At 40.7% G+C, this 12,731-nt stretch carries 8 protein-coding genes; 4 read left to right on the top strand and 4 right to left on the bottom strand.

From position 1 onward, the window contains the following. Nucleotides 1-196: 196 nt before the first annotated feature. From BLS33_RS20490 to BLS33_RS20480, 3 genes are all read left to right on the top strand, one after another. Entirely contained in the window at nucleotides 197-2,596 is a 2,400-nt protein-coding gene (locus BLS33_RS20490) for a glycoside hydrolase family 31 protein (protein ID WP_089894296.1), read from the top strand. 37 nt (nucleotides 2,597-2,633) lie between these two features. Continuing rightward, entirely contained in the window at nucleotides 2,634-3,446 is an 813-nt protein-coding gene (locus BLS33_RS20485) for a M48 family metallopeptidase (protein WP_089894293.1), read from the top strand. Nucleotides 3,447-3,511: 65 nt separating this feature from the next. Beyond that, a complete protein-coding gene (locus BLS33_RS20480; RefSeq protein WP_089894291.1) occupies nucleotides 3,512-4,870 on the top strand; it encodes an MFS transporter in 1,359 nt (452 codons plus the stop codon). A 22-nt stretch (nucleotides 4,871-4,892) separates the two neighbouring features. Here the strand turns inward: BLS33_RS20480 and BLS33_RS20475 are convergent, their stop codons facing one another. Genes BLS33_RS20475 through BLS33_RS20460 form a run of 4 tightly spaced genes read right to left on the bottom strand, consistent with a single transcriptional unit; the run spans nucleotide 4,893 to nucleotide 7,854 of the window. After that, nucleotides 4,893-5,618: a head GIN domain-containing protein gene (locus BLS33_RS20475; protein WP_089894288.1), complete on the bottom strand. Its 726-nt coding sequence runs from the start codon at nucleotides 5,616-5,618 to the stop codon at nucleotides 4,893-4,895. Nucleotides 5,619-5,667: 49 nt separating this feature from the next. After that, nucleotides 5,668-6,756 carry a DUF4097 family beta strand repeat-containing protein gene (locus tag BLS33_RS20470; protein ID WP_089894285.1) on the bottom strand — a complete coding sequence of 363 codons (1,089 nt, stop codon included), beginning with the start codon at nucleotides 6,754-6,756 and terminating at the stop codon, nucleotides 5,668-5,670. Further along, nucleotides 6,740-7,303, bottom strand: a complete 564-nt coding sequence (locus tag BLS33_RS20465) for a hypothetical protein (protein WP_089894282.1) — start codon at nucleotides 7,301-7,303, stop codon at nucleotides 6,740-6,742. Before BLS33_RS20465 ends, BLS33_RS20470 begins: the two co-directional genes overlap by 17 nt. After that, complete coding sequence (locus BLS33_RS20460; RefSeq protein ID WP_089894279.1) at nucleotides 7,300-7,854, bottom strand: RNA polymerase sigma factor; 555 nt, start codon at nucleotides 7,852-7,854, stop codon at nucleotides 7,300-7,302. The genes BLS33_RS20465 and BLS33_RS20460 overlap by 4 nt, the downstream gene beginning before the upstream one ends. A 222-nt stretch (nucleotides 7,855-8,076) precedes the next feature. Between BLS33_RS20460 and BLS33_RS20455 the strand changes: the two genes are divergently transcribed. Further along, nucleotides 8,077-12,731, top strand: a 4,655-nt coding sequence (locus BLS33_RS20455; RefSeq protein WP_089894276.1) for a galactose oxidase-like domain-containing protein, incomplete at its 3' end; no start/stop codon positions are given.

Below are 12,731 nucleotides of genomic sequence, written 5' to 3'. Positions count from 1 at the left end.
TAATGGTTCGACCTTAACGGTTTAAAAATTATTTACCTACTTTTTAGGTGTAAAGCAACTTTTTTTTTCATTTGTTGGATAATTTTAGGCGCTTAAAACTAACGAAATCGTAATAGTTAATAATTGCTAATAATATTATATTCAGAATCTCGGCTAAAGTCCGTAATTTGGGTTTTTTTTAAAATATAGCCAAACCATGATAACAAATACAGAGTTGGAATATAAGGGGAATCTCTACCCTAATAAAATAGTGGATTTTTTACAAGATGCAGATAAACTTTTCTTCACCACGGCCAACGGCGTAATACTCCAAATAACGATTTTACGAGATAGTGTACTTCGATTTAGGTATGCCACTGAAAATGTTTTTGAACCCGATTTTTCTTATGCAATTAATGATGATGCAGGTATAGGGTACAATCACCTCAATGTGGTGAAAACAGAAACTGAATATATAGTCGAGACATCTAAAATTAGGGTCCTTGTCGATATCGATACACTTCGTGTTCAGATTTCTGATTTAGACGGAAATATTATTAACGAAGATGAGCTTGGTTTCCATTGGGAAGAAAATTATGAGTACGGCGGAAATGTGGTTAAAATGAGCAAGATTACTCAAGGTGCCGAGAGTTTCTATGGCATGGGCGATAAGGCTACACATTCGAATTTGAAAGGAAAAAGGGTCGACAATTGGGCGATGGACCAATATGCTTTTGGTAAAGACCAAGAACCTTTGTACAAGGCTATTCCTTTTTATATTGGGCTTCATAATAATATATCCTACGGGTTATTCTTTGATAATACATTCAGGTCTTATTTTGATTTTGCCCATGAAAGAAGAAATGTCACTAGTTTTTGGGCAGATGGGGGTGAAATGAACTACTACTTTTTTTATGGCCCCAAAATGCCTGATGTGGTTAAATCATATACCGATTTGACTGGCACTCCTGAGTTACCGCCACTTTGGGTTCTAGGGTTTCATCAATCTAAATGGAGCTATTATCCTGAAAAAAGGGTCAAAGAGGTTGCCAAAAAATTTAGGGATTTGAAAATTCCCTGTGATGCTATTTATTTGGATATTGATTATATGGAGGGTTTTAGGTGTTTCACTTGGAACAACAACTATTTTCCAGATCCAAAGAAAATGGTACAAGAGCTTAGTGATGATGGGTTCAAAACCGTTGCAATAATAGATCCGGGAATTAAGGTAGATAAAGATTATTGGGTTTATCAACAGGCGAAAGACAATGATTTCTTCTGTAAGAGGGGAGATGGTCCCTACATGCGGGGTAAAGTATGGCCTGGGGAATGTAATTTTCCCGATTTCACCAATCCCGATGTACGGGAATGGTGGGCAACTCTTTATAAAGAATTAATTGGCGACATCGGTGTCAAGGCAGTTTGGAACGATATGAACGAGCCGGCTGTGATGGAAGTGCCTACCAAGACTTTCCCCCTTGATGTTCGGCACGATTACGATGGTCATCCGTGTAGCCATAGAAAGGCCCATAATATTTATGGTACCCAAATGGCGCGGGCTACTTACGAAGGGGTTAAGAAATATGTGTATCCGAAGCGACCTTTTGTAATTACGCGTTCGGCCTATTCAGGAGCCCAAAGATTTACGTCGACCTGGACAGGTGATAACGTGGCTACCTGGGAACATTTGTGGATCGCAAACGTGCAAGTGCAACGTATGTGCATGAGCGGTTTCTCCTTTGTAGGATCAGATATTGGAGGATTTGCCGAACAACCCAATGGTGAGTTGTTCGCGAGATGGATTCAATTAGGTGTTTTCCACCCTTTCTGTAGAGTGCATTCAAGTGGTGACCATGGAGATCAAGAACCGTGGTCGTTTGGTTCCGAAGTGACGAATATTGTACGAAAGTTCATTGAGCTGAGGTATCAGTTGCTTCCATATTTGTATACCATGTTCTGGAACTATATTCAAGATGGTACGCCCATGTTGCAACCGTTGGTTCATTATGATCAAGAAGATACCCAAACACATTTCCGAACAGATGAGTTTATTTTCGGAAAGCAAATTTTGGTATGCCCCGTTCAAGAACCCAATGCCAAAGGAAGAAGAATGTATGTGCCTCGCGGAAAATGGTATAATTATTGGACAGAAGAAACCATAGTAGGAGGTAAAGAGAGATGGGTGATCGCCGATATAGATAAGATACCCCTATTTATCAAAGAAGGAGCCATTATTCCTAAATATCCCGTACAGCAGTATGTTGGGGAGATTGAAATAACTGAGCTTGTTTTGGATGTTTATTTTAAAATAGGAGCCGAAAGTTCAACTGTTTATGAAGATGGGCAAGATGGTTTTGATTACAAAAAGGGACGTTATAGTTTACGAAAATTTAGGTTGCGAGGAAAAGAAAACGAACTGATTATACAACAATTTAAAGATGGTTCTTTTATCACCCCTTATAAGAACTTTACTTTTAAATTTCATGGCCTTCCATTTAAAATAGCTAATGTAGAGGTCGATAACGAAAAGGTAGCTTTAAAAGATTTAAAATTGAATGGTAATAATACCATAGAGATAAGTAAAGATTTTACTGAATTGCATATTACGGGGAATTAGTTTTTTTGTATTTTAAGAAAAATAAATACTGAAGAAGATGAAAAAAGTACTTTTAATAATTTTGATTTTTATTGGCGTATCCGCTTGTAAGGTCAATCCCTTCACGGGAAAAAAAGTTTTGAATTTTTACCCGAATAGCCAAGTATTCCCTACGGCTTTTGCGCAATATGATCAATTTTTGACCGAAAACAAGGTGGTTACAGGCACTTCGGATGCCAAAATGATAACTAAGGTGGGGCAACGTATATCATCGGCGGCCGAGCGTTGGTTAACGGCAAATGGGTATGCCGGTTATCTTAAAGATTATAAATGGGAATATAACCTTGTAGACGATAAAACGGTTAATGCGTGGTGTATGCCAGGTGGCAAAATTGTTTTTTATACGGGTATACTCCCTATAACGCAAACGGAAGCAGGGGTGGCGGTTGTAATGGGTCATGAGGTGGCACATGCCCTCGCCGATCACGGAGCGCAACGAATGAGCGCGGGTACATTGCAACAATTGGGTGCGGTGGCCGGTAATATTGCCATTCAAGACCCCCAAAAATTAAGTATATTCAATCAAGCTTATGGTATTGGATCTCAGGTTGGTATAATGCTTCCTTTTAGCAGAAGCCATGAAACCGAGGCTGATCGAATTGGTTTACAGATTATGGCTATTGCAGGCTATGACCCTGGAGAAGCTGCCGAACTTTGGAAACGAATGAAGGCGAATAGCGGCGGAGAAGCGCCACCAGAATTTATGAGCACCCACCCTTCGAACGATACCCGTATCAGCAATTTGACCGAATGGGCACCCCTTGCACGTGAAGAGGCCAAGAAATTTGGTGTGACCTCGTTCCAGAAATGAGAATAAATATAAAGTAGAAATAGAGAAAAGACCGCTCCTTATATGGAACGGTCTTTCTTTTTGATATGGCAAAATCGACACCGATAAAAGGAAGTAGAAAACTGTTGAACGCATGGGCCTTTTATGATTGGGCCAATTCAACATACAGTCTGGTTATCAGTTCCGCGATTTTCCCCATATTTTATGGGGCGTTGTTTAGGGTGCGTGGAATTGAAAAAGTATCGGTATTTGGGAATGAAATTGCGCGTGCCCCATTAATCAGTTATGTGACCTCCGTAGCTTTCTTGTTCATAGCACTATGTATTCCTTTACTTTCGGGCATTGCCGATTATCTCGGCAATAAAAAGATGTTTCTTAGATTTTTTTGTTATCTGGGTGCATTCTCTTGTATAGGGCTTTACTGGTTCTCCCTAGATAATATTTATCTAGGTCTTACCTGTTATTTTTTCGGATTGGTGGGTTTCTGGGTCAGTATGGCTTTCAATAATTCATATTTACCTGATATTGCTTTTCCTGAGCAACAAGACCGAATTAGTGCCAAAGGATTCTCTTTGGGGTATATCGGTAGCGTAATATTGCTATTGTTCAATTTGGCAATGGTCATGCGGCCCGAATTATTCGGAATTATTGGCGATTCGGGTGAAGCCGCTGAAATAAAGGCCATGAAATATTCCTTTATATCCGTAGGAGTTTGGTGGATTATTTTTAGTCAGTATACCTTTTTTCATTTACCAAAAGGATACAAGCAGGAAGGTGTTCGTAAAAATATTGTTCTCAATGGCTTTAGGGAATTGAAAGCGGTTTGGAGGCAGTTGGGCGACGAAATCAAACTGAAGCGTTATCTAGGTGCTTTTTTTGTTTATAGTATGGCGGTTCAGACCGTTATGCTGATTGCTACCTTTTTTGGAGAGGAAGAAATTCATTGGGGTTCCGATTCAGAGCGCACCATGGGTTTGATAGTAAGTATCTTGGTTATTCAGATTGTGGCTGTTTTCGGGGCAACATTTACGGCTATGGCGTCCAAGACCTTTGGGAATATCAACACACTTATTGTGGTCAACATTTTATGGGTCTTCATTTGTGTGTACGCCTATTTTGTGGTGACACCCATGGATTTTTATATTGCCGCCGGATGTGTCGGGGTCATAATGGGAGGTATACAGGCGCTATCTAGATCTACCTACTCAAAATTTTTACCTGAAACCACCGATACTACTTCTTTCTTCGGATTTTATGATGTGGCTGAAAAAATTGGAATCGTAATCGGGACTTTTATGTACGGCTACGTAGCCCAAGTGACTGGTAATATGCGGAATGCGATTATTTTTTTGGGACTATTCTTTTTAATCGGAATGTTTCTATTGACTCGAGTGGAAAAGAAGAAGTACCCAAATAAAAAGCCTCTTTTGAAAAGAGGTCTTTAGACATAGTGTGTCCGTTTTTTAATTATCCTTTTGAAATATCACCAGATCCCGAGGTTTTGGTATCGACTTTTTCGGGGTTTCCTCGATATTCAATATCTCCGGACCCTGAAACGCGTGCCTTTAACATTTTATGAGCAGTAACGTTTATATCTGCTGACCCTGATACGGAGGCATCAACATTCTCCGCATTGAGTTCGAAAGCATCGATATCTCCTGAGCCGGATACACTTACTTCGAAATCGGAAGCTTCTCCACTTAACCTCATGTCTCCAGACCCAGACATCGCAGCTGAAAAACGACTTACTTCTACCTCTAAAGTTACATCTCCCGAGCCCGATATGGCCACCTGAAGGTCATCACTTTTAAGTTTCTTTTTTCCGACAATATCTCCTGAACCCGATAGGGCTAGAGAATTTATGCTTTCTACAGGAATGGTTATACGTATACCATCTTTCCAAGAAGAAGGTTTTAAATTGTATCCTTTTTCTACCCTAATCGATAACTTTCCATTTTTTACTTCGGTGATAATGTGTTTCAGAAGATTATCTTCCCCGGTAAGGGTGAGCTCCCCTTCACGGCCATCAACCAGTTCAACATCAAACCAGCCTGACACTCCGATATCTTCATAATCTTTAGTATTTCTTTCTATGGTAACTATGTTTCCATTACCCGCTACTTTTTTGCCCCATTGCGCAGTGCAAGACAAAATGCTTAGAGTTACTAAAGCTACTACAGTAAATTTTTTCATGATTTTACGTTTTTATAGCCTTGAACTTATTTCAAAGTCTGATTGATATTCAGTTTTTGTGGAACGATATTCCGCCGTAATCACTATCGATGGTTAAGTTATTGCCGCTATTGGCTTTTCCGTAAAAGCCCTTATAGTATTTTTCATTCGATTTCTCAGAACTGGTACTGATTTCAAAATCTTCATTACCGCTGACTCCAGCATAGGAAGTTCTGATTTCAAAATCAAAATGGTAGTTCGGGTGATACCCAATTTTAGCTCCGGTGTAATCTAATGAAATTGCTAAATTTCCGGCATCTTCCGCCATTTCCTCGATTTTAACATTTCCGTAGTCGGCCTTGATTTCGACATTGCCGTGAACTTTTCCGAGTTTTACGTTTATGTAGTCCCCTTTGCCTTGTATGTTATTGACCTCCTTTACCTCAATATTCCCGTAATCGCAGGTGTATTGAAGATTTTTCATTTCTAGCACGGTAGAACTGGTATAATCGGCATTAATTATAAGATTTTCCGCTTTGTCGATCGTAAAGCCTGAATAATCGGCCCTGATTTCACCGCTTTTGATATATCCGATATGAGATTCGGTGGTGTAATCGAAGTTCAAGCTATTATTTCTTCCGCGAAGTTCGCCTATTTCCAACCTGCCATAATCACAACTGATTTTGGCATGCCCATCGATACGATCTAGGTTAATACCGCCATAATCGTTGTTAAGGTTCACACTGTTCTTAATAGGTAGTTTGATCGTATAGTTTACTTGCATATTGACATTGTTGCTTCTGCCCCAATTCCAGCTCCAATCACTTTTATTGTTGTGAAAAAGGGTTTTGGCCGAAACCTCGCTCGTATTCGCTTCAAAGTCGATAGTGATCTCATCCAATTTTCTTTGGACCTTTTCCTCGTTGTTTCCATTCGTCTTTACATGCACTTCTATTAGCACTCTGTTTTCGTTCCACGAAGAGATATGGAGGTTTCCGTAGCTATTGCTCACTTTTAACAAGGCATCGGCATTCACATTGAATTCCTTTTTTATGGTTTTTTCTTTGGTGTATTTGCCTTTTAGCTTCCCTTCAGTTGCCGAAAGGGCTAGTGGGGCTATTAAAAAAAGGAAGGCTATAGATTTAAATAGTATTTTCATTACTGTTATTTTTTAATATTTTAATAGTTTCGATTTGGTTCAGAACAGCGTTCAATAGATTTATACGTGTTTGAAAATTGGTAATCATTGCACTTAGGATCAATTTGCTATTTCCCCCTTGTATAAGATTTCGCTCTAGTTCTTTGTAATCTTTCTCCAAATTTTTTAATTGTAATAAGGTGTCATCTATTATTTTAAGCGTTTCTGGCGACACTTCTTCCTTTAACTTTTTGACCTGTTCTTCGATTAGATTCGCAAAATAAAATTGTGTATTCGATGCTTCAGGTGATATTCTGGCAACTTGTTCTTCCATTGTAGGTTCGGCATTCCCAATATATGCGCCAAGGGCAATAATTAATGCCAAAGAAGCTGCAATTGAAAGCGATTTTATCCACCTTATTCTTCTGCCTCGCACATCAGAAATCGAGGTATTTTTAGCGTTTAATTTTTCAAAAAAACGCTCTTTATGTCCTGAATCCGGTTCGTGATAGTCAAGGGATTCCCGAATTTCGGCGAACAGATTTTCTAATTTTTCTTTTTCTATCATTGAGAGATTTGTAATTTTCTTCGCAGACTTTCCTTTGCTCTTGAAATAGTGGTTCTGCAATTAGCGTAGCTAATGTTCATAATTGAACTGATTTCTTCATAATCAAAACCCTCGATTAAATGTAAGGTCAAAGAAATTCTGTAGTTGTCCCTTAACTGTTCCATGGTTTCCATTACCTTTTGAGCCTTCAGTTCGGAAAACGCATGGTCAGAGGTAACTTCATCATAGTCTTTGACCTTGTGAATAATTGATTCTAGAGCCACCTCATTCTTTTTTTGTTGGGCTCTATAGCTTTTTATGCTGTTGTTGATGACGATTCTTTTTAACCATGCTCCAAAGGCAACCTCTCCCTTGAAAGTATGTAGTTTGGTAAATGCACTCAAGAATGATTCTTGCATAACATCTTCAGCTTCGTCATTCTTTTTTAGAATTCGAAAAGCTGTATTGTACATGGCTTTGAAATAGCGATTGTAAATCTCCATTTGTGCACATTGGTCATTTTTAAGACACAGTTCTAATAACGCATCTGTATTTTCATTTTTGAGGCTCAAAAGACGAATGGTTTGTATTATAGATTATCTGATTATCTAATTGTTACAGTTTAGCACAAAAAAAAGTTAAATTGCACTTTATCGATAATTTAAGCCAATAAATCGATTAAATCGGTAGGTTGGTCGAAAAAGCAATCTTTCCCATTAACTTTGGAGACCCGAGTGATTCCCCTGTAAATATAATACTTGAATCAAATTTTTAATCGCACTAATATTTTCTGAATGGGAAATCTTTACACTTATCGAACTTTAGTTCTACTTCTTTGTAATTTTTACTTTTTAGTTTCGACGGCCCAAAATCCTTCTGATGAAGGACAATGGAGTCCGCCGGTATCTTTCGGAATAGTTCCGGTGGCTGTGGCCAATCTTCCAGATGGTAAACTCTTGACTTGGTCTTCCCAGTTCAGAGGTACTTTTATAGCCGAAGGTGATGGGGCGACTTTTACCGAAATATTCGACCCTTTCTTGGGTCCGAATGGTCAAGCATTGGGTGAATTTACATCCAATACTGATCATGACATGTTTTGTCCAGGAATTAACAACCTTCCAGACGGACGTATTTTGTCTTCCGGGGGTACCACAAGTGAACGTACAAGTATATATGATCCGCTTACGGGGCTGTGGAGTGTGGCCGATGAAATGAATATCCCTCGCGGATATCAGGGTAATGTAACACTTTCAGACGGTTCGGTTTTTACACTTGGAGGATCATGGAGTGGAGGGGAAGGCAATAAAGATGCTGAACTTTGGTCTCCTTTAACGGGTTGGACGCTTTTGCCAGGTTTACAAAATGAATTGCTCTGGAACAGTAATGATCTATCACAAGAAGGTAGGGGTATATATCGGGTAGATAATCATGCTTGGTTATGGCCTGCACCAAATGGAAAAGTATTTCATGCTGGACCTGGCGAACGTATGCATTGGATTGATGTTGCAAATGGTGGTTCTTGGACGGATGCCGGTCAGCGGGGTAATGACACATACTCTATGAAAGGTACTACCGTTATGTTCGATATTGGAAAAATCTTAAAAGTTGGGGGGTCAAGGTCTTATGATAGTGATACGCCCGCAAAGGATAATTCTTATGTTATTGACATAAATGGATCCGGTGACATAAATGAATCTGCGCCTACAGTGACCGTGACCCCGACCAACAACAATCTCTCTTACTCGCGAACCATGCATAATAGTACGGTTCTGCCTAATGGAGAAGTTTTGGTTACTGGAGGTTTAGATATCGCCCATGTTTTTACTGATGTAGGCGCCCGTCTTACAGCTGAAATGTATAATCCCACAACGAATACTTGGCGTAATGTTGCAGGAATGACCATAGCAAGAACTTATCATAGTGTGGGTATTCTCATGCTCGACGGTAGGGTTTTTGTTGGAGGTGGGGGGCTATGCTCTGGTCCTAATCCTGACTGTGTAAACCATTTCGATGCAGAAATTTATAGTCCTCCTTATTTGTTTGATGCAGCAGGTAATCTAGCCACTAGACCTCAAATCGTTGGTGTAACAAATCCTAGCTCGCCAGCAACAGGGAGTTATGGGGAAACTATCGTAGATTATGGAGAAACCCTAAATGTAACAACCAATACCAGTGTTAGTGATTTCAGTTTAATAAGATTTTCTGCTGCAACCCATAGTACCAATAATGAGCAGCGGAGAATTCCTTTGACCACAACAGCGGGAACCTCACATTCTTTGACTATCCCAAACCGAAATTTATTACCACCTGGTTACTATATGCTTTTTGCATTGGACGCAAATGGGGTGCCTTCAATTGCGACAACTTTGAAGATTGGCAACGCTACGACTCAAGATTACAACCCTAATTTGGTACTTGATTTAAATTTTGACGAAGGAACAGGGGTGAATGTCACTGATAATTCTCAATATAATAATAATGCTGTCATAAAGGAACGTGATGATAACGGAAATGAGGTTACTCCAAATTCAAATTATTGGAATAACAATGGTGTTTTTGGCGGGGCCCTGGAAATGGATGGTCTCGAGTTTCAGAGCAATACTATAGTAGAAATACCGAGATCAACATCATTGACCTCTATTGTCGAAAATATAACAGTGATGGCATGGGTTAATAGAGACTCTGGAAGTGTGATACCCCAAACGGGTGTGGTTTCCAACGTCAATATTTTCGGGCATGATTATCCAAGTATTTTCTTTGGTTATCATAACTCGCTATATAAATGGTCCTTCAGAACTGAAAACGGCCTACTTGAATGTTATGCGGGATATGATCCTATGAATACATGGAATCATATTGCGGCGACCTATGATGGTGAAGTTGCAAGGCTTTATGTAAATGGTGTTGAAATTTGCACTAAGGATATGGCTGGTAGTATAACACTTATGAATAATGGAACTGAGTATGACACTTTTACCAGTTCTGGTTTCTATGACATACGACCAGGTCCTGTAAAGCCATACGGTAACGCCAGTGGCATCTCAGATGAACTGGATGGTCGTTTGGATGAGTTGAAAGTGTTTAATAAGGCATTGGGCTCTGAGGAGATAGTGAACTACTACAATTTGGGTAAACAGACTGGAAACCCGCAAATAGTAGACTGTCCTCCAAATGCGATTATTGCCGAGTACAAAATTGATGATGGTGAATGGCAAACCGGAAACTTCATAAATGTTACCGCGGGTCGTGAAGTATATATTAGGGCGCAAACAAGCGGAGAGTATTTTGTGACTACACCACAAGTAAATGGTCCGACTCTTAGCTCTGTGGATGATTTTCCAAATTTCGAAGATACAACCGCCTATAAAATCGACACGAATGTTGACCGTAACGGAAATCCAGATAGAAATAATGGTATAGTTGATGGTTCCAATAGGGGGCAATTTGTTCTTACCACGGCCAATGGGTGTGCTACAGTATTTGAATTAGATGTTTCTGGCGGATGTGATCCAGGTGATACTGTCGTATCTCCTGAATGGAGGTTGACCGATTCAGCACCGGCCTATGAAACAGGAAACCCTGGGCAAGACGTAACAATTTATCCGATAGAAGGTGATAACGTAAGACTTAGTCTTCAACCCAATGGTTTAAAATTCAATGTATCAAGACCTAACGGAACAGTCCAATACAATGTAGCGGGTGATTATACCATCAATGGTATCTCTCAATCCGATTCTGGTACTTACCGCCTTGAATCCGAACAGGGCTGTTCAGTGTTTATTACTATATCTTTTAACAATCCGATTTGTGATAACGGAGGTTTGATTCCTGAATACACCATCAATGGGGTTACTGGGAGCGGTAGTGGAGATGTGGTAGTCGATGAAGGCGAGGAAGTGATTTTGAGCATGTTACCCGATGGTGTTGATTTAACGATTACTTTGCCCGATGGCAGCACGGTGAGTGATAACCACAATTTAGGAAATGTCACTCCTGCTCAAAGTGGAATTTATACATTTACCTCCGGACAGAATTGCGTGGAGACAATAAATTTACAGGTAAATGATGCAGCCAGTTGCCCACCTGGAAGTATTGTTCCCGAGTATAGAATAGGAGGAACATGGTCTTCTGGAGCAGAAGACTTACATGTTGATGTAGGAACCGATCTTACTTTGAGTATGATACCGAACGGAATAGGTCTAACTATAACGTTACCTGATGGTAATACAGTTGGGGATAACCATTTACTCGGAAAAGTTAGTGAGTCCGATAGTGGTAAATATTTGTTGACCTCTGCAAATGGTTGCAAGACTACTTTAAACCTTACAGTTGGAGGGTGTCCCCCTGGTAGTTTTGTGCCCCAATATGTGGTAGAAGGAGTTTCGGGTAGTGGAAATACACTGACTGTTGATGAGGGACAAAACGTTATGCTTGGTTCGGCAGAGGATACGACTGGCCTTACCATTAGGCTTCCGAATGGAACTATTGTCAATGGTGGTTATAATTTAGGAAGTGCTTCTCCTTCGCAGTCGGGCAGTTATAATTTTATTTCGGCCGATGAGTGTATAGCAACTTTTTTTCTACAAGTAAACGCTTCGGCAAATTGTCCTTCTGGCAGTATTATTCCAGAATATATAGTCGATGGATTGACAGGTAGTGGAGGTACCCTTAATGTTAACCAAGGACAAGAAGTAATTTTAAGTATGTTGCCCGATGGGGTCGGTCTGACAATTACATTACCCGATGGGAGTACTGTGGGTGATAACCATAATTTAGGAAATGTCACTCCTGCACAAAGTGGTATGTACACCTTCACTTCGGCCGATGGATGTGTAGAAAAATTGGACTTTCAAGTACAACAGATTCTGAATTGTCCTCCAGGGGATATTCTTCCTGAATATAATGTAGATGGCCAATGGGCCTCAGGGGAAACTGAACTGCAAGTGGAAGAAGGTGCCCGGGTTACTTTAAGTATGATACCAAATGATATTGATCTCACGATCACGCTCCCCGACGGGAGTACAGTTGGTGATAATTACTATATTCCGAGCGCAGGTGTTTCACATAGCGGAGCATATCTGTTGACGTCGGCAGAGGGTTGTCAAATAACCCTTAATCTGACGGTAGGAGATTGCGTCCCCGGATCGGTCGTACCCGAGTATACTGTCGACGGTACTACGGGCAGCGGTACGGGCACGTTGGTGGTCGACGAGGGGGATCCGGTTGTCCTTGGTACGGTCTCCGGGTCCTCCGATGTGACGATCTCGCTCCCCGGCGGCGGAAGCGCCACTGGGTCCCACGACCTAGGCGGGGTTTCCCCTTCGGATGCGGGCACGTATACCTTTACCACGGCGGCGGGCTGTTCGGCCACGCTTGACCTGGAGGTCAGCCCTTCCGGCTGCGCTCCGGGCTCTGTGGTCCCCGAGTACACGGTCGACGGTACGACGGG

It is taken from the genome of Kriegella aquimaris (assembly GCF_900103215.1).
GTDB lineage: Bacteria > Bacteroidota > Bacteroidia > Flavobacteriales > Flavobacteriaceae > Kriegella > Kriegella aquimaris.
The sequence above is the reverse complement of the archived record's forward strand: the minus strand, read 5'-3'. Positions and strand labels throughout refer to the sequence as shown.

Bases quoted from the DNA above. Each gene is read 5' to 3' on its own strand.
- BLS33_RS20470 (WP_089894285.1), bottom strand. From the start codon at position 6,756: ATGAAAATACTATTTAAATCTATAGCCTTCCTTTTTTTAATAGCCCCA.
- BLS33_RS20485 (WP_089894293.1), top strand. From the start codon at position 2,634: ATGAAAAAAGTACTTTTAATAATTTTGATTTTTATTGGCGTATCCGCT.
- BLS33_RS20475 (WP_089894288.1), bottom strand. From the start codon at position 5,618: ATGAAAAAATTTACTGTAGTAGCTTTAGTAACTCTAAGCATTTTGTCT.
- BLS33_RS20490 (WP_089894296.1), top strand. From the start codon at position 197: ATGATAACAAATACAGAGTTGGAATATAAGGGGAATCTCTACCCTAAT.
- BLS33_RS20480 (WP_089894291.1), top strand. From the start codon at position 3,512: ATGGCAAAATCGACACCGATAAAAGGAAGTAGAAAACTGTTGAACGCA.
- BLS33_RS20465 (WP_089894282.1), bottom strand. From the start codon at position 7,303: ATGATAGAAAAAGAAAAATTAGAAAATCTGTTCGCCGAAATTCGGGAA.